The organism is Clostridium estertheticum subsp. estertheticum, from assembly GCF_001877035.1.
GTDB lineage: Bacteria > Bacillota > Clostridia > Clostridiales > Clostridiaceae > Clostridium_AD > Clostridium_AD estertheticum.
Window position 1 is genome coordinate 241,091 of record NZ_CP015756.1, and the last position, 18,501, is coordinate 259,591.

22 protein-coding genes are annotated in these 18,501 nt (G+C 30.9%); 20 read left to right on the top strand and 2 right to left on the bottom strand.

Features of this window, described 5'->3' with window-relative positions; all coding sequences use genetic code 11:
- The first annotated feature begins 9 nt into the window (after positions 1-9).
- The 5 genes from A7L45_RS01125 to upp all read left to right on the top strand — a co-directional run bounded on the left by A7L45_RS01125 (position 10) and on the right by upp (position 3,084).
- Positions 10-585 carry a hypothetical protein gene (locus A7L45_RS01125; RefSeq protein WP_071611067.1) on the top strand — a complete coding sequence of 192 codons (576 nt, stop codon included), beginning with the start codon at positions 10-12 and terminating at the stop codon, positions 583-585.
- A gap of 27 nt (positions 586-612) precedes the next feature.
- Complete coding sequence (locus tag A7L45_RS01130; RefSeq protein WP_071611068.1) at positions 613-1,659, top strand: L-threonylcarbamoyladenylate synthase; 1,047 nt, start codon at positions 613-615, stop codon at positions 1,657-1,659.
- Positions 1,660-1,712: 53 nt separating this feature from the next.
- Positions 1,713-1,910, top strand: a complete 198-nt coding sequence (locus A7L45_RS01135) for a hypothetical protein (protein ID WP_071611069.1) — start codon at positions 1,713-1,715, stop codon at positions 1,908-1,910.
- Positions 1,911-1,984: 74 nt separating this feature from the next.
- Complete coding sequence (gene rpiB, locus A7L45_RS01140; RefSeq protein ID WP_071611070.1) at positions 1,985-2,434, top strand: ribose 5-phosphate isomerase B; 450 nt, start codon at positions 1,985-1,987, stop codon at positions 2,432-2,434.
- A gap of 20 nt (positions 2,435-2,454) precedes the next feature.
- The gene (gene upp, locus A7L45_RS01145; protein ID WP_071611071.1) at positions 2,455-3,084 is read left to right on the top strand and encodes a uracil phosphoribosyltransferase; all 630 of its coding nucleotides are present in this window, start codon (positions 2,455-2,457) and stop codon (positions 3,082-3,084) included.
- A gap of 65 nt (positions 3,085-3,149) precedes the next feature.
- Here upp and A7L45_RS01150 read toward each other — a convergent pair whose 3' ends face one another.
- Together A7L45_RS01150 and A7L45_RS01155 are read right to left on the bottom strand one after the other, a co-directional pair.
- Entirely contained in the window at positions 3,150-3,695 is a 546-nt protein-coding gene (locus A7L45_RS01150) for an NADH peroxidase (protein WP_071611072.1), read from the bottom strand.
- Between the two features lie 203 nt (positions 3,696-3,898).
- On the bottom strand, positions 3,899-4,594 hold the full coding sequence (locus tag A7L45_RS01155) for a Crp/Fnr family transcriptional regulator (RefSeq protein WP_071611073.1): 696 nt from the start codon (positions 4,592-4,594) through the stop codon (positions 3,899-3,901).
- A 137-nt stretch (positions 4,595-4,731) separates the two neighbouring features.
- On the opposite strand from A7L45_RS01155, the gene A7L45_RS01160 reads away from it, so the two are divergent.
- From A7L45_RS01160 to murA, 15 genes are all read left to right on the top strand, one after another.
- On the top strand, positions 4,732-5,472 hold the full coding sequence (locus A7L45_RS01160) for an ATP-binding protein (protein ID WP_071611074.1): 741 nt from the start codon (positions 4,732-4,734) through the stop codon (positions 5,470-5,472).
- Positions 5,473-5,611: 139 nt separating this feature from the next.
- Positions 5,612-6,100, top strand: coding sequence for a deoxycytidylate deaminase (locus A7L45_RS01165; protein ID WP_071611075.1), 489 nt, complete (start codon positions 5,612-5,614; stop codon positions 6,098-6,100).
- Positions 6,101-6,199: 99 nt separating this feature from the next.
- Positions 6,200-7,228 (top strand): MraY family glycosyltransferase, encoded by a 1,029-nt coding sequence (locus A7L45_RS01170; protein WP_071611076.1) that lies wholly within the window; start codon positions 6,200-6,202, stop codon positions 7,226-7,228.
- 69 nt (positions 7,229-7,297) lie between these two features.
- Positions 7,298-8,467 carry a non-hydrolyzing UDP-N-acetylglucosamine 2-epimerase gene (wecB, locus tag A7L45_RS01175; RefSeq protein WP_151553950.1) on the top strand — a complete coding sequence of 390 codons (1,170 nt, stop codon included), beginning with the start codon at positions 7,298-7,300 and terminating at the stop codon, positions 8,465-8,467.
- A 754-nt stretch (positions 8,468-9,221) separates the two neighbouring features.
- The gene (locus A7L45_RS01180) at positions 9,222-9,596 is read left to right on the top strand and encodes an ATP synthase subunit I (RefSeq protein WP_071611077.1); all 375 of its coding nucleotides are present in this window, start codon (positions 9,222-9,224) and stop codon (positions 9,594-9,596) included.
- 4 nt (positions 9,597-9,600) lie between these two features.
- Complete coding sequence (locus tag A7L45_RS01185; protein ID WP_071611078.1) at positions 9,601-10,281, top strand: F0F1 ATP synthase subunit A; 681 nt, start codon at positions 9,601-9,603, stop codon at positions 10,279-10,281.
- A 33-nt stretch (positions 10,282-10,314) separates the two neighbouring features.
- On the top strand, positions 10,315-10,557 hold the full coding sequence (atpE, locus tag A7L45_RS01190; RefSeq protein ID WP_071611079.1) for an ATP synthase F0 subunit C: 243 nt from the start codon (positions 10,315-10,317) through the stop codon (positions 10,555-10,557).
- 60 nt (positions 10,558-10,617) lie between these two features.
- Positions 10,618-11,103 (top strand): F0F1 ATP synthase subunit B, encoded by a 486-nt coding sequence (locus tag A7L45_RS01195; protein ID WP_071611080.1) that lies wholly within the window; start codon positions 10,618-10,620, stop codon positions 11,101-11,103.
- A gap of 1 nt (position 11,104) precedes the next feature.
- The gene (locus A7L45_RS01200) at positions 11,105-11,638 is read left to right on the top strand and encodes a F0F1 ATP synthase subunit delta (protein WP_071611081.1); all 534 of its coding nucleotides are present in this window, start codon (positions 11,105-11,107) and stop codon (positions 11,636-11,638) included.
- 16 nt (positions 11,639-11,654) lie between these two features.
- The gene (gene atpA / locus A7L45_RS01205) at positions 11,655-13,172 is read left to right on the top strand and encodes a F0F1 ATP synthase subunit alpha (RefSeq protein WP_071611082.1); all 1,518 of its coding nucleotides are present in this window, start codon (positions 11,655-11,657) and stop codon (positions 13,170-13,172) included.
- 134 nt (positions 13,173-13,306) lie between these two features.
- Positions 13,307-14,161: an ATP synthase F1 subunit gamma gene (gene atpG, locus A7L45_RS01210; protein ID WP_071611083.1), complete on the top strand. Its 855-nt coding sequence runs from the start codon at positions 13,307-13,309 to the stop codon at positions 14,159-14,161.
- A 15-nt stretch (positions 14,162-14,176) separates the two neighbouring features.
- Positions 14,177-15,574 (top strand): F0F1 ATP synthase subunit beta, encoded by a 1,398-nt coding sequence (atpD, locus tag A7L45_RS01215; protein ID WP_071611084.1) that lies wholly within the window; start codon positions 14,177-14,179, stop codon positions 15,572-15,574.
- A gap of 111 nt (positions 15,575-15,685) precedes the next feature.
- Positions 15,686-16,084, top strand: a complete 399-nt coding sequence (locus tag A7L45_RS01220) for a F0F1 ATP synthase subunit epsilon (RefSeq protein ID WP_071611085.1) — start codon at positions 15,686-15,688, stop codon at positions 16,082-16,084.
- Between the two features lie 343 nt (positions 16,085-16,427).
- On the top strand, positions 16,428-17,147 hold the full coding sequence (locus tag A7L45_RS01225; protein ID WP_071611086.1) for a YwmB family TATA-box binding protein: 720 nt from the start codon (positions 16,428-16,430) through the stop codon (positions 17,145-17,147).
- A gap of 27 nt (positions 17,148-17,174) precedes the next feature.
- Positions 17,175-18,440 (top strand): UDP-N-acetylglucosamine 1-carboxyvinyltransferase, encoded by a 1,266-nt coding sequence (murA, locus tag A7L45_RS01230; protein ID WP_071611087.1) that lies wholly within the window; start codon positions 17,175-17,177, stop codon positions 18,438-18,440.
- Positions 18,441-18,501: the final 61 nt, after the last annotated feature.

The window sequence follows — 18,501 nt, forward strand, 5'->3', positions numbered from 1 at the left end:
GGTGAAATTATGAATATAAATAAAGCCATTAGAAAGCAAAAAAAAACTTATAAAAGGTTTATGCTATCAATGTGCTTTATTTTTGTTTTATTACCAATTGCACTAATGATATCAAATATTATGAGTATGTTTTTTATAATTTATTTGATTTGCATAGAGGTAATGATTACTTTTGTGTTACTTCTTAGAATTAATGAAGAATATATTGATTTCAAACAGAATGGTTATAAAATCAGTATATGGTGTGGAATAACAAGAGTTAAATTTATAATTATATGTAAAAAAGTTGATTTAGTGCATACAGAGGGTCATGGTAGGAATTTGAAAATTATTATAATAACAAAATCAGGGTTTAGAAACAAAAGAATTCGTCCTGTGGATATAAATTTTTTTATGAAATACCCTTATGTAGCTAAAATGTATATTGAAATTAAGACTCAAAATTTAGAAAAAACATATTACTATTTAGTAATTAATAATGGTGGATTTAGGAAATATAGTTTATTAAATGATTTATATAAAACTTGTAACCAAGCAGTGTTTTCAGATGATGCTATAGAAAATATAAAAGAATATAGAGAATAGGTGTTTAGAAAATTAAGAGGTGTAATGATGGATACAAAGATTGTGATTTTAGATGTAAATAATATAGCACAAGATACAATTAATGAAGCGGGCATAGTTATAAAAGAAGGCGGATTAGTTGCTTTTCCCACAGAAACGGTTTATGGCCTTGGAGCAAATGCCTTAGATAAGACTGCTGTAGAAAAGATTTTTAAGGCGAAAGGTAGACCTCAGGATAATCCACTTATTGTGCATGTAGCTAATCGTAATATAGAGACCCTAGTTAAGGAAGTGCCAGATATAGCTAGGGAAATAATGAGTAAATACTGGCCAGGGCCAATAACATTAATTTTCAATAAGTCTGATTTGATTCCAAGTACTACGAGTGCGGGCCTTGATACTGTAGGAATACGTATGCCGTCAAGTGTTATTGCAAGAAGACTTATTGAAGCAGCTGGGACGCCTATTGCGGCTCCATCGGCTAATATATCTGGCAGACCTAGCCCTACAGAGGTGGAAAGTTGTATTGAAGATTTAAGTGGAAAGATAGAATATATTTTAGGCGGAGAGAAAAGCCAAATAGGCATTGAGTCAACAATAGTTGATTGCACATGTACTCCACTTTGCATACTTAGACCAGGAGCTATAACTATTGAAATGCTAAGAGAGATAGATGATAACATATATATTGATAAAAATGTAATGTCTAAACCAAAAAAAGATTTTAAGCCTAAGGCACCTGGTATGAAGTATAGGCATTATGCACCAAAATCCCCAGTAAAAATTATATGTGGAGACATAGAAAAAACTATTGCAAAAATCAATGAAATAGTGCAAACTAATATGGGTAATAAAAAAATAGGGATTATTGCAACTGACGAAACTAAAGATAAATATCCTTTTGGCACTGTTGTTTCTTTAGGAAATAGAAAACAGTTAGAGACTGTTGGAAGAAACCTATTTGAAGTTTTAAGAAGTTTTGATGCTATAGATGTAGATTTAATATTATCAGAAGCCTTTGAGGAAAAGGGCCTCGGATATGCTATAATGAATAGGCTTAAGAAATCCGCAGGTTTTGATATAACTTACGTATAGGTAGATAAAACTTTAATTTGTATATATTTTAGGAAAATATAAGGAGGATGACTATGGATATATTATATGTTTGTAATGAAAGAATGAAAAAAAGCTATATTTTGGAAGCTGTTTTCAATAAAATATGTAGTATAAACAAAATAGTCCCCCAGGTTAGGAATATTTTATTTTCTTTAAAACAAATTAGTAGTTCAAAAAATAATGTGTATTTATTATTTGATAAGATATGGAAGATAGTAGCATTTGAATAATTTATTTAAATGATGATATCTTCTTTTTTTGTAATATTATATATTATAGCAAAATATTTTGGAGGTGCTTTACAATGAGGATAGCATTGGGTAGTGATCATGGTGGTTTAAGCTTAAAAAAAGAAATAATTAAACATTTGAAGAGTAAAAATATTGAGGTAACAGACTTTGGTACTCATACTGAAGATTCCTGTGATTACCCAGATTATGCACTAAAGGTTGCACGAGAAGTAGTAGAAGGAAACTTTGAATTAGGAATACTCGTATGTGGTACAGGGATTGGAGTAAGCATTTGTGCTAATAAAGTACCTGGAATACGTGCTGCACTGTGCGCTGATACTTTTAGTGCCCATGCAACACGGGAGCATAATAATGCTAACATACTTACACTTGGAGAACGAACTACTGGGATAGGATTAGCTTTAGATATAGTAGATACTTTTATTAATGCTAAATTCTTAGGCGAAAGGCATCAAAGAAGAATTGATAAAATTACTGAAATTGAAAAAAAATACTGTAAATAAAATATTAGGAGGAAACACATATGAGTAAAGTAACACAAATTACACACCCACTTATACAACATAAATTGGCATATATAAGGGACAAAAACACAGGTTCAAAGTATTTTAGAGAGCTAGTTGAAGAGGTTGCTATGCTTATGGCTTATGAAGTTACACGTGATATACAATTAGAAGAAGTAGAAATCGAAACTCCTATTTGCACTACTAAATGTAAAGTTCTATCTGGAAAGAAAATGGCTATAGTGCCTATACTTAGAGCAGGTCTTGGAATGGTTGATGGTGTTCTTAAACTTATACCAGCAGCTAAGGTTGGACATATAGGAATGTATAGAAATGAGGAAACGCTTCAACCAGTTGAATATTTCTGTAAATTGCCTCAAGACATTAGTGAAAGAGATGTAATTATTACGGATCCTATGATTGCTACAGGCGGATCTGCAATGGATGCAATTTCAGCTCTTAAGAAAAGAGGAGCAAAGAACATAAGACTTATGTGTCTTATAGCAGCACCTGAAGGAATTAAAGCTATTAGTGACGCACATCCAGATGTAGATATATATGCAGCTTCAATTGATGAAAAATTAAATGAACAAGGATATATTGTACCAGGTCTTGGAGATGCAGGAGACAGATTATTCGGAACTAAATAAAGGGTAACAATAAAAAGCAACTTACAGGAAAATTCCTGTAAGTTGCTTTTTTAATTTATATAATCTTATTTGAAATATCTAGTAAGTAATCCTTGGAATGCACGACCATGACGAGCTTCATCTTTACACATTTCATGTACTGTATCATGTATAGCGTCATAGTTAAGTTTTTTAGCTAAAGTAGCTAAATCTTTTTTACCTTGACAAGCGCCATGTTCTGCATCAACTCTCATTTCAAGATTTTTCTTAGTATCAGCTGTTACTACTTCTCCAAGCATTTCTGCGAATTTTGAAGCATGATCAGCTTCCTCAAAGGCAATTCTTTTATAAGCTTCTGCGACTTCTGGGAAACCTTCTCTATCAGCTTGACGACTCATTGCTAAGTACATACCAACTTCAGTACATTCTCCAACAAAGTTAGCTCTTAATCCTTCAACAACTTCAGCGTCTACTCCTTTGGCAACTCCAACTTTATGCTCATCTGCCCATTCCATGTCACCTTCAGTTTTCTCTATAAATTTATCACTTTTAGCTCCACAAACAGGACAGACATCAGGTGCAGATTCCCCTTCATAGATATATCCACATACTGTACAAACAAATTTCTTCATATATAATTCCTCCTCGTATTTTTTTTGAGTAAGATTACAATTATAAATTGTATCCTCTCATATATTAGTTATATTATTTAATAAGTAGAATCAAAATTAGTGTTTATATTTGCTACAATTACAACTATACATCAATGGATAACAATTATCAAGTAAAATTTAATATCTTTTAAGAAACAGTTCGGGAATATTCGACAATTGGATCAAATTAGAATATCTTCAATTCCACTTAAATCTTTTATTTGAAATAGATTTTTATTAAAATCTATTAACCCATCATTTTTCATATTAACAAGTTCTCTTGAGAGAGATGGTCGTTGTACACCAAGATGCTCAGCAAGATTTTTCCTTGATATTGGAAGTACTAAATCTAAATTTTTTTGAACTTCATATTGAGATAATAAATAGTTAGATATTTTTTGTCTTAAAGTTTCAAACGATAGTTCCTTGATTTTTCGATTTAATAGAAGAATTTTGCTAGATAATAATTGCATGAAATTATTCAATACTATAGGGTAGGAACTACACATAGATATAACATCTTTTTTTGAAATATAGAGTATTGTTGAACAAATAGATGAGATTATAGTAGCGGGATATATATTTGTCTCTGAGAAAGCTATTGCTTCACCAAAAATTTTTCCTTTATTTAATTTTGCTAGGGTAACAATCTTTCCACTAGCGTAATGTTTTTGAACCTCTAGTTCACCTTCGATCACAATTCCTAGTGAGTCACAGATATCTCCCTCCAGGGCTACTATAGATGTGTGATAATCATCACTATTTTTAGAGTTATCGGAAATTGAATAGTTTATACTTATAATTAAATTTTGAAGCTCTAGAGAAGTTAAACCTTTAAATAAAATACAGTGTTTTAAATTGTTTACTAAATTATCCATTGAATCACCCTTAAATTTTATTTTGGTAACATGAGTTACATATTATTATAAGTAATTTTAATATAATTAGCCTATACAGTCAATCGAAAAGTTAATTAGTAAGCAAATATATATTTAAAAATTTGGGAGGTTTTAAAATGAAAAGAGATATCATTAATATAGATGAAAGTAAATGTAATGGTTGTGGATTATGTATAAATGCATGTCATGAAGGAGCTATAGAACTCGTGGATGGTAAGGCTAAATTAATAAGTGATGAGTATTGTGATGGATTAGGTGATTGTCTGCCGGAATGCCCAGTTGATGCTATTAAAATAATTCACAGAGACGCTATGAATTATGATATTGAGGCTGTTTTAATTAAAAAGGAGCAAATTGATAACAAAGAAGGTAAGAAGAATGATCTACCTTGTGGATGTCCTGGTACAATGGAAAAGTCTATAAAAAGAAATATAAGTTCTAATTTAGTACAATCAAAAGTTAGAGTAAACGCGAATGTAGAAGAATCAGTAGCTTCAATGTTAAATCAATGGCCAGTTCAGCTAAAGTTGGTTAGCTCAAAGGCGGGATTTCTAAAAGGAGCAGATATATTAATTGCTGCAGATTGTACTGCATATGCTTATGGAAATTTCCATAAGGAGTTTATTGAAGGGAGAATAACTTTAATAGGTTGCCCGAAGCTTGATGATAATGACTATTATAGAGATAAAATTGCTGAAATATTAGAAAATAATGAAATTAAGAGTATTACGGTTGTTAGGATGGAAGTACCCTGTTGTGCTGGTATTGTTTTTTCTGTAAAGGAAGCTATGCTTAAATCTAGAGTAATAGTTCCATATAAAGAGATAACTATTGGTATAAATGGAGTAATAATATAGTAAATTAACATATATAGTTTATCAAACACTTTAAATTTTTATTGTTTTAGTGTAAAATAATAGTGATTGATTATTAGATTATAAATTTTATATTTGATTTTTATCTAAATAATTAAAATATATTATATGAGGTATAATTATGGAAAGAATCGACAAGCATAATTATTATTTGGATATATGCGAAACAATATCTGAGCGAGGAACTTGTTTACGTAGGAATTTTGCAGCTATTATAGTAAAAAATGATGAAATTATGTCTACCGGATATTCGGGAGCACCTAGAGGAAGAAAAAATTGTTGTGATTTAGGCGTATGTAGAAGAGAAGAACTTAAAGTTCCAAGAGGGACAAGATATGAGCTTTGCAGATCAGTACATGCAGAGCAGAATGCAATTATATCATCAAGACGAAGCGATATGTTAGGAGCAACGCTTTATTTGGTAGGTAAAGAGGTAAGTAGCGGTGAATTGGTTGAAAATGCATCTCCATGTTCTTTATGCAAAAGATTTATAATTAATGCAGGTATAGAGAAAATAATAATTAGAGACGATAAAATACAATATAAGATAGTATTTGTACAGGAATGGATAGAAAACGATGACTCAATTCAAGGTGATGGTGGATATTAATTATGAAATCTTGTAAAGTAAAGTTAACTATTAATTTCATAGATTTTAGTCCATATTTATCAAATAAAAACACCGTTTTTGTGAAAGAAAGGTCCTTTTATGAGTGATAAATATATTTTAGCAATTATTACAGCTTTAATATCTGCTATATGTACACCTTTAGTTAAGAAATTAGCAATAAGAGTTAATGCCATTGATATCCCTAAAGATACAAGAAGGGTTCATACAAAACCTGTTCCGGTTATGGGAGGACTTGCCATATATATAGCCTTTGTTTTAGGAGTGATTTTATACAATGGAATTTTAACACCCTCTCAAACAGGGATAATTATTGGCGCGACTGTAATTGTTATTGGTGGAATTATTGATGATATTAAAGATTTAAGACCTAGATATAAACTCCTTATACAAATTATAGCAGCTATATGTTTATTGATGTCAGGTGTGAAAATATCAATGATAACCAATCCTTTTAGGGACGTTTACCCTTTTATAAGCATGGGATGGATTAACATACCAGTAACTATAATATGGATTGTAGGTGTTACTAATGCATTTAACTTAATCGATGGATTAGATGGATTAGCTGCAGGCATAGCGTTTATATCATGTGTTACTCTAATGATAGTTTCTATACTTAGCGGAAGACTTGAAGCTGCATTTTTAACAGCAGTCTTAAGTGGCGCAATTTTAGGCTTTTTACCATATAATTTTAATCCAGCATCTATATTTATGGGGGATACTGGCTCTCAATTATTAGGGTTTCTCTTAGCTGCTATCTCGATTGAGGGGGCTATTAAATCTGCGACGGCTTTTGTAATTGCAGTACCAATTTTGGCGTTTGCATTACCTATTTATGACACACTTTTTGCTATGATAAGACGAAAAGTTCATGGAAAGCCTATGATGCAAGCAGATAAAGGTCACTTGCATCACAGGCTATTGGCTATGGGACTCAGTCAAAAACAAGCAGTTGTTATCATGTATTTTATAAGTGCTATTCTAGGTGGAATTGCTATCATAGCTATGCAAATTAGTACACAAAGGGCATATTTTTTATTAGCAACGGTAGGAGTTGTTACTGTTTTAGTAGCATGGAAATATGGTATATTTGATCAAAAGGATTAGGCTATATATTATTCTATAGTTTACTAGCTTATATGTGATAATAAATTGAATTTATATAGGAGGTATCTGGTGGAAAATATTAAAATTATGGTTATATTTGGTACGAGGCCTGAGGCCATAAAAATGGCACCTCTAATTAAGGAACTAGAAAAATTTTGTCAAATAAAATGTAAAGTATGTGTTACCGCTCAGCATAGAGAAATATTGGACCAAGTTCTTGAAATCTTTAACATAGAACCTGAGTATGATTTAAACATAATGAAAACAAAACAAAGTTTAACAGGGATAACATGTTCTGTACTTTCTGGACTTGAGGAAATTTTTGATAAAGAAAAGCCGGATATGGTTTTAGTACATGGAGATACTACTACTACTTTTGCAGCAGCACTTGCAGCTTTTTATAGAAAGATACCTGTAGGGCATGTAGAAGCAGGTCTTAGAAGTTATAATAAATATTCACCTTATCCTGAAGAGATTAATAGAAAATTGACGGGTGCCTTAACAGAGCTACATTTTGCACCTACAACTATCTCTAGAGAAAATTTATTGCGAGAGGGAATAGATGAAAAAAATATTTTTGTTACAGGAAATACAGTTATAGATGCTATGAAATATACAATAAAAGAAAATTATGTTTTTGAAAATCATGAGTTAAATTTAATTGATTTTAAAAACAAAAAAATTATAATGGTTACAGCTCATAGAAGAGAAAATTGGGGAATTGGAATTGAAAATATATGCAAAGCTTTAAAAACAATTGTTGAAGAAAATCTAGATGTAGAAGTATTGTATCTTGTTCATCCAAATCCAGTAGTTAAAGATGTGGTTTACAGTATTTTAAAGGATGTTTCTAGAATACACCTGCTTAGACCTATAGATACTAGGGAAATTCATAATTTAATGAAAAAATGTTATCTTGTAATGACCGATTCAGGAGGAATTCAAGAAGAAGCACCTCATTTGGGAAAACCAGTTTTAGTGCTTAGAGATGTTACGGAGAGGGTAGAAGCCCTGAGTGCTGGCACAGTAAGGCTAGTTGGAATAGATAGAGATAAAATAGTACTCGAAGCTAATAAGTTAATTAGAAATGTAGAAGAGTATAATAATATGAGTAAATCAATTAATCCTTATGGCGATGGGAATGCTTCGATTAAGATAGTGGACGCACTTGTAAAATATTTTAACGACATTTCAGAAGGAAAATCTTCCACTTCTAAAAATGGGAGTTATATGCCATAATAAATAGAAAACCTCAGTGAAAGTATAAATCTCCTTCTGAAGTCGTTAATATTTCAGCTCCGTAGGAGATGATTTAACGACATTTAATTTAAAGTTGAGTCGATAAATTTAAGAATTAAATTCTTAAATTTATTTTTTTTTAATTCTAATGAATAAAGCAATCTAAAATAACAGTAGTGAAGATTATAAAATTCATAATCATTAGTAAAAAGATATTAGGTCTGAGTATATTAATTATCAAACTACAAGGTAGCTAAGAGCCTATATACTTAAAAATATCGTTAGGTACATGTATATTCACGAATATAACGGGTGATAATAATATGAAATGAGAATGCATAAAAGAAAAAAATGAAATTTTATAAAATATAACTTGCAATTGTTTTTAAGAAACAATATACTTAACTGGTAATATATGAAAATATAAACGTTTTGTAAATGTTTACCCAAATTAAACATACATACTAAAGTTAATAAAACCCATTGACAGCGGAATGTACAATGTAATATTATGAATATTAAGAAAGTTCACAATGTTATTAAAATGTAGTTTAATTGAATAATATAGATTTATAATTAGTTATTTAGACGTATTAAACCATAATAAGGAGTTATATAGAGGAATAGTGCTATTTAGATGAAAAAAAACATTAATTTGGCTTTAAAACATAAGATATCAAGAAATTTGGAGTTTTATTTATGAAAATTAGTAGACTATAATTACAATACTGTTAGAAAGTAAGGAGAAGTAAAAGTGAATAGTGATTTTAGGAACATGTTTAAAAAAATTGCTATATATGATTTCTTTATTTCTTTAATTTTTATTACAATAATTTATTTTACGGCTAAATCATATGCATTATTTTTTTTATTAGGGATAATAATAGCACTAATGAATCTTTATGTTAATGGTATTACAGTAGAGTATTCTCTTGAGAGTAAAAATTTAAAAGGTAAAGGCATGATTGTAGTAGGATCTTTTATAAGAGTTTTATTAGTGAGTATTATTGGGTTTGCTATTAGCAGACACAATATGTTCAATATAATTGCATATATCTTCGGATATAGTGTGCAGTTCATATCTTTAGTGTATTACGGAATTAACAACAAGAATAGTGAAAGGAAGTGATTTAATGGATAAAATACCGCCGTTATTTCATATTAAATTCTTTGGGTACAGTATTGGGATTGCAGGAAGCATATTTGTTCAGTGGTGCATGATAGCCATAATAGCTATATTATGTGTAATCTTTACAAGAAACTTGAAAGTAATCCCCGATAAGAAGCAGAATATAATAGAAATGATTATGGACTTTATTAACAATCTTGTCAAAGACAATATGGGAGAAGAATATATGGGGTTTGTACCTTATGTAGCAACAATAGTTGTCTTCCTTAGTATTGCAAATATCTCAGGAATGGTAGGGATTACACCTGCAACATCAGATTATAGTGTGTCATTGGCATTAGCATTAATAACATTCTTTGTTGTTCAATGGTTTGCTATAAAGAAGATAGGTATAGGGCACTATTTTAAAGGGTATGCTGAACCATATGCGTTTATATTACCTATCAATCTAATGGAAAGAGTTATGCTTCCAGTATCATTAAGTTTTCGATTATTTGGAAATATAACTGCAGGAGTTGTAATAATAGAACTGGCATATAAAGGCTTAGCTGGTTTGAGTGGATTTGCCCAATTTTTAATACCTATACCGTTGCATTTTTATTTTGATTTGTTTGATGGACTTATTCAAATGGTTATTTTCGTTATGTTAACTATGATTAACATAAAAGTAACAGCAGAGCATTAAATCTAGTTTTTAAAAATTAAGGAGGAATATATTATGGCTATAGATTCAGCAACAATAATCACAGGAGCATCTGCAATAGGCGCAGGTCTTGCAGCAATAGGATGTATTGGCGGAGGAATAGGAACAGGTAATGCTGCAGCTAAAGCTGTAGAGGGAGTAGCAAGACAACCAGAAGCTAGAGGATCTATAATTAGTACATTAGTAATAGGTGCAGCATTCTCAGAAGCTACAGCTATTTATGCATTCTTAATAGCACTAATTTTAGCATTTAAGTAAAATGGTACATATCAAAATGAAAAATTTTGAAATTAGGCCTAAAGGGGGCTTTAATAGATTATGAATTTAACCATAGATTTGAATAGAATTATATTCACTATAATAAATTTTATTGTATTGTTATTTGTCTTAAAGCACTTTTTTAGTAAGCCAGTAAATAAGATAATGGATGATAGAAAAAATGGAATAAATACATCTATTAAAAATGCTAAAGATAATGAACAAAAAGCAGAAAATTCAAGAATAGAAAAAGATAAATTATTACATGATTCAAAGACAAAAGGAAGAGAAATAGTAGAGGAGTATAAAGTGAAAGCTCAAAACATTTCTCAGGAAATCATTGATGATGCGAAAAAAGAGTCAGTTACACTAATGGATAGATCAAGAGTCGAAATAGAAAGAGAAAAAGAAAAAGCAGCAAGTGAAATTCAAAAACAAGTTATAGATTTATCTTTAATATTATCTGAAAGAGCTCTTGAAAAACATATTGATGAAAAAGAGCATAGAAAATTAATAGAAGATTTTATTGTTAAGGTAGGTAGCTAAAATGTATGAATACTTATATAAGAGATACGCATTAGCACTATATGAAGTTGCCGATGGAAAAGGGAAAGTAGAAGAATATTTAGATGACTTGCGGGAAATTGTTTCGCTTATTAAAAACGATGTTGATTTCCTAAAAGTTATTAAACATCCCAAAATCGGTACATCTAAAAAAAAGGAACTTTTTACTGAACTTTTCAAAGGTAAAATAGATGATGGATTGTTATCATTTTTGCTTATACTTATAGAAAAAGATAGAATATTGTTTCTTGATGTAAACCTTAAAGAAATGGAAAAAATACATCTAGAGCGTACCAATACACTATTAGCAGAAGTTAAGACAGTAATTCCTCTTGTAGAAACTGAAAGGGAGAATCTCAGGCTTAAACTAGCAAAGATGTATGATAAAAAAATTATTTTTGATGAAAGATTAGATAAAAAAATTATTGGTGGAGTATATATAAGAATCGGTGATGATGTTATCGATGGGACAATACAAAGCAAATTAGATGAAATGAAAAAATTAATGTTCAAATAGGAAAAGAGGTGAGTTTATGAATATAAAACCAGAAGAAATAACATCTATAATTAAAAAAGAAATCGAAGGTTATAAAAAAACAATTGAAACTGTCGACTCTGGAACAATAATTCAGATAGGTGATGGAATTGCAAGGGTTTATGGATTAGATGAATGTATGGAAAATGAACTTTTAGAGTTCCCGAATGGCGTATTTGGTATGGCATTAAATTTAGAACAAGATAACGTAGGGTGTGTGCTTTTAGGATCAGAAGAGGGAATCAAAGAAGGCGACATAGTAAAAAGAACTGGTAAGGTTGTAGAAGTTCCTGTAGGAGAAGCTTTAATAGGAAGAGTTGTTGATGCATTAGGTGTACCAATAGACGGTAAAGGACCAATTAAAACTACAGAGACAAGACCAATTGAGGTAATAGCACCTGGAGTTATTTCAAGACAATCAGTTAAGGAACCGCTTCAAACTGGAATTAAAGCAATAGACTCTATGGTGCCAATTGGAAGAGGACAAAGAGAACTTATAATTGGAGATAGACAAACAGGCAAAACTGCTTTAACTACAGATACTATTATAAATCAAAAGGGCAAAGATGTTATATGTATATATGTTGCCATTGGTCAAAAACAATCTACTGTTGCGCATATTGTTAATACACTATCTGAAATGGGAGCTATGGATTATACTATAGTTGTAGCAGCTACAGCTTCGCATTCATCACCACTTCAATATTTGGCGCCTTATGCTGGATGTACAATGGGTGAATTCTTTATGCATAATGGTAAGAATGTATTAATAGTTTATGATGATTTATCTAAACATGCTGTAGCTTATAGAGCTATGTCATTATTACTTCGTAGACCACCAGGTAGAGAAGCATATCCAGGAGACGTGTTCTATATTCATTCAAGATTGCTAGAAAGAGCAGCAAAACTTTCAGATAAATTGGGTGGAGGGTCATTAACCGCACTTCCTATAATAGAAACTCTTGCAGGAGATGTTACAGCATATATACCAACTAATGTTATTTCTATAACAGATGGACAAATATTCCTTGAAGCTGAATTGTTCCATTCTGGACAAAGACCAGCAATTAATGCTGGAATATCTGTATCAAGAGTTGGTGGAAATGCACAAATTAAGGCTATGAAACAAGTTACAGGAACTTTAAGACTTGAACTTGCCCAATATAGAGAACTTGCTTCTTTTGCTCAATTTGGAACAGATCTTGATAATGATGCTAAAATGAGGCTGGAAAAGGGTAAAAGATTAATGGAGATATTAAGGCAAGATCAATATTCACCAGTATCAGTAGAAAAACAAGTTATGATTTTCTTTGCTGGGGCTGGTAACCGTCTTGCAGATATTCCAGTATCTCAAATAACACGTTTTGAAAAAGAATTTTTTGAGTTTATGGATACACATCATGGAGAAATAGGTAAAACAATAATTACAAACAAAGTGTTAGATGATAAATTAAAACAACAACTTACTGATGCTATAGATGAATTTAAAGAAATATTCGCTATTGATGATAAGTAAAGATAAGAATTTAATTAAATATAAGGAATCAATTAATATAGCACCTTTAAGCTATAATTAATTTGTGTTGACTATATATTATCAGAGCTAAATGGCATTGATAATATATAGTCAAGACTAAAGAGAGGTGAAACATGGCAGGTGCAGGGCTTGTTGCAATTAAACGAAGAATAAGATCTATAACAAATACTACGAAAATTACAAAAGCAATGGGATTAGTTTCGACATCTAAATACCAAAAAATAAGGAAAAAATTAGATACTAATAATAATTATGTAGATAAGCTTGAGGAAGTTATTAAACAAGTTAAAGATAATTATGACGAGGATAGTATCTATATAAAAGGGAACAAAAGTAGTAAGAAAATGTATGTTGTTTTGACTTCGGATACAGGTCTTTGTGGCGGCTTTAATTGGGCAATAGTAAATGAATTGATAAGTAAACTTAAAGACAATAAAGAAGAATACGATATAATTATAGTAGGCCATAAAGGAAGAGTTATATTCAAAAAGCTCAATATTGAAACTGTGGCTGAATATGTCGATATTTCGGATGTTCCTACTCAAAAAGAAGCCACTACTATTATTAATCATGCTTTCAACATGTATAATAATGATGAAATAGGTGAGGTTTATATTGTTTATAAAAAACTTATTTCAGCACTGAAAAATGAAGTTAAAATTGAAAAGTTACTTCCTCTAAATTTTGAAAATGAAGAAAATAGAAATAAAGAGTATGTAAATATTGAAGCAATAGATGAAAAAGCATTAGGTGAAATAACAACCTTATTTTTAGGTGGTAAAACACTAAATTCAATGTTACATTCAAAAGCAAGTGAGCACAAATCTAGAATGGAATCTATGGGATCAGCCACTGAAAATGCTAATGACATACTTGATAAACTTAATTTAAAATATAATAGAAGTAGACAATATTCAATTACACAAGAAATTTCAGAAATAGTCGGAGGAGCGGAGGCTCTAAAGTAGAAAGGAGAGAGATTAATGGCAGGACATATAGGCAAAGTCGTTCAAGTAATAGGACCGGTTATAGATATAAGGTTTGACTCAGACAGTCTTCCTAACATTTATAATAGTATCGAAATTCAGATGAAAGATAGAGTAATTGTAGCTGAGGTTGAACAACATATCGGTGATGATATTGTAAGAGCGATAGCTATGGAAGGTACAGAAGGTTTAAGAAGAGGACTAGATGCGATTGATACAGAGCGCCCAATAATGGTGCCAGTTGGAGATGTGGTTCTTGGAAGGTTATTTAATGTTCTTGGAAAACCTGTGGATGAAATGGGTGAAGTTAAGGTAGAAAAATATATGCCTATTCATAGGTCAGCTCCAACATTTGCAGAGCAATCTGTTGAACCAGAAGTATTTGAAACAGGAATTAAGGTAATAGATCTTATAGCTCCATATCAAAAGGGTGGAAAAATCGGCCTTTTGGGTGGTGCAGGAGTTGGTAAAACTGTTCTTATACAAGAACTTATGAATAATATTGCAAAAGAACATAATGGTCTTTCAGTATTTACTGGTGTTGGCGAGAGAACAAGAGAAGGAAACGATCTTTATAATGAAATGAAGGAGTCAGGAGTTATTTCTAAAACTGCTTTGGTTTTTGGACAAATGAATGAACCACCAGGCGCTAGGATGAGAGTTGCGTTAACTGGTCTTACTATGTGCGAAAATTTTAGAGATCAAGGTAAAGATGTACTATTGTTTATAGATAACATTTTTAGATTTACGCAAGCTGGTTCTGAGGTTTCTGCACTACTTGGAAGAATACCAAGTGCTGTTGGTTACCAGCCAACACTTGCTACAGAAATGGGACAATTACAAGAAAGAATCACATCTACAAAGCAAGGTTCAATTACATCTGTTCAGGCAGTGTATGTACCAGCAGATGATTTTACAGATCCTGCTCCGGCAACTACATTTACACATCTTGATGCTACTACAGTACTCTCGAGAGGAATAGTTGAACTTGGTATATATCCAGCAGTAGATCCATTAGAATCGACATCAACAATGCTTGATCCTAGAATAGTAGGTAGGGAACATTATGATGTTACAATAGAGGTTAAACATATACTTGAAAGATATAAAGAACTTCAAGATATTATTGCAATACTTGGTATGGATGAATTATCTGAAGAAGATAAATTAGTAGTAACAAGAGCAAGAAAAGTACAAAGGTTCTTATCTCAACCATTTACGGTAGCTGAGCAATTTACTGGAATGAAAGGTAAATTTGTACCAGTAAAAGAAACTGTTAGAGGTTTTAAAGAAATTCTTGAAGGAAAACATGATGAATTACCTGAAGCTGCATTTATGTTTGTTGGTTCTATAGAAGAAGCAGTAGAGAAAGCGAAGACTTTGGCTAATCAATAATGTTTTTTATATAGCAGTTAGCCATTATGTTACTTATTTTATTTAAGATAACTAGTAAAAATTATTAATTATTCTTTAAAGGTATGTACATAGAAAGGTCGGTGTTATTTTATGAAAAATCATATAAAGCTTACTATGATTACTCCTGAGAAGCAGTTTTATAGTGGTGATATTCTGAGTCTTAACTCGCAAAGTGATGAAGGTGTATTTGGTATTCTTGCGAATCATGTTCCTATGATATCTCAATTAAAACCAACAGTTACAACATTTATACAGGTTGATGGGAAAGAGTTAAAAGCTTTTACATCAACAGGTGTCTTAAGAGTTCTTAAAGGTGAAGTAGAAATGCTATGTAGCGCCTGTGAATGGCCAGAAGATATAGATATTGAAAGAGCAAACGAGGCTAAAAAAAGAGCAGAAAAAAGACTAAATACTGATGATGAAGTCAGTTTAAAACGAGCTGAGAGTGCTGTTTTAAGGTCAGTTATGAGACTTAAGACAAAAGGATAGAAACTAAAAAATGAAGATATTAATTTATCTTCATTTTTTTATGCCCAAAAATAAACTAAAGTTGATTTAATAATCTAAGTGAGTAGTATTAAATTATTTTAAGCACATTTTTATTGGAATTTTATATATTAGTAGTATAAAGAAAAGATATATAAAAAGTTTGATTAATCCTATATACCCTACCTATATTTTAAATAAAATAGCCCTCTTCACACTTGTGCTGGGGGATAATTTTATTAATAGGACAAAAAAATAAAAACTGATAGTTATAGAATAAAAAGGTAAATTATTGTCAAGAATTTAATTGTTGCCAGCAATTTAACAAAATGGTAGGGGGATTAAAATGAGAAAAAAAGGAATAACGCTTTTATGTATAGTATTAAGTATGGCTATTATGCAAATTAATATTAGACTCACTAGTGCACATGAAAATCTTAATTTGTTTGATGAAATATTAATCCAAACTAAAAGTAAAACTGTAGAATATGGATTAAAGACATGTTTCGAAACTCAAGAAGATTCGAAAGAGATTTGTAACTATTTAATTTCTAAGTTAAATCTTGATAATAAAAAAACAATATTAACTAGAACTGAAAATAAAGATTACTATAACGTAGATTTTTCAAGTGAGAATGCAAATGGATATGTAGAGGCTCTGAAATACAAAAATAAGAGTCTTATAACTATAAATATAAGTAATGTAAGTAATGAAAATGGATTAGCATTTCTTAAAAATAATGTTAGTGCTAGCATTGGATCTAGAGGCAAAAATATTAAGTATTTTCAATATTTAAAGGCAAAAGTTGAAGAAACTAGTGAAAATGGTGGAGAAAATAATACTAATGTTATTAATCGAAAAATAATAAAAATATTAAAATCTTGTGGAACTGAAAATATTGAGACGGTGAATTTAAATAATGGATTAAGTACTATGGCATATACCAGAAAATTTGATGAGAAGGTAATTAATAACAAGTTAATTGATTTTAATTATGCTGTATGTAGTTATTCATCAGGAAAGTACATTATCATAGGTACACCTGAGATAATTACAACTTATTAAAAATTATCAATAATATGGAGGAAATGGATGGATAAATTTATTATAAAGGGTGGGAAAAGATTAGAGGGTGAAGTGAATGTAAGTGCAGCTAAAAATTCGGTCCTTCCTATACTTGCAGCAACTATATTAAATGGTAATAATTGTACTGTAGAAAATACTCCGATGCTTGAAGATGTATTTGTAATTTGTGATGTATTAAAATCTCTTAGAGCTGATATTAATATAGATAAAGTTAATAAAAGAGTTAAAATAAATACTGCTAATATATTTGCTAATGGAGCTAACGATGAATTAGTAAGGAAGATGAGAGCATCTTTCCTAATAATGGGGCCAATGCTTGGAAGATTCGGAAGTTTTAAGATATCTCTACCTGGTGGATGTAATATTGGAACTAGGCCAATTGATCTTCATTTAAAGGGGTTATCAGCATTAGGTGCAGAGGTGTCGGTAGGCCATGGATATGTGGAAGCAAAAGCAAAAAAATTAATAGGAAGCAACATATATTTAGATTACCCGTCGGTTGGTGCTACGGAAAATATAATGATGGCGGCAACTCTTGCACAGGGTGAAACCATAATAGGAAATGCAGCAGAGGAACCAGAAATTGTTGATTTAGCTATATTTTTAAGGGCGATGGGAGCAAAAATTGATGGAGAAGGAACAGATACTATAAGGATACTAGGAGTAAAAGATTTTAAAGAAGTTGTTCATAAGCCGATATATGACAGGATAGAGGCAGGTACATTTATGATAACTGCTGCAATAACAAAAAGCTTAATTAAAATTAATGGAGTTGATGAAATTCATTCAAAGCCAATAATAGCAAAACTCACAGAAATGGGGGTGGCAATAGAAATTAATAAAAATAGTGTAATAGTGGATGGTAGGCAAAAGTTAAATCCTATAGATCTAAAAACAATGCCATATCCAGGATTCCCAACTGATATGCAAGCACAGATGATGAGTTTATTATGTACAGTAAAAGGGACAAGTATAATCACGGAAACCATTTTTGAAAATAGGTTTATGCACGCTGTAGAGCTTAAGAGGATGGGAGCAAATATAAAAATAGACGGTAGAAGTGCTGTAATTGAAGGTATAGATACATTTACAGGTTCAGAGGTCACAGCTACAGATTTAAGAGCGGGGGCAGCACTAGTACTCGCAGGGCTTACAGCAGAGGGCACAACTGCAATAAAGGACATATATCATATTGATAGGGGGTATGTGTCGATTGAAAAGAAATTAAGAGGATTAGGAGCAGATATAGAAAGAGTGCATTATGATAAGTAATATAAGTTTTGATGAATTTTAAATAACAATAAAAAACAAAAGAATATGGCATAAAGATTAA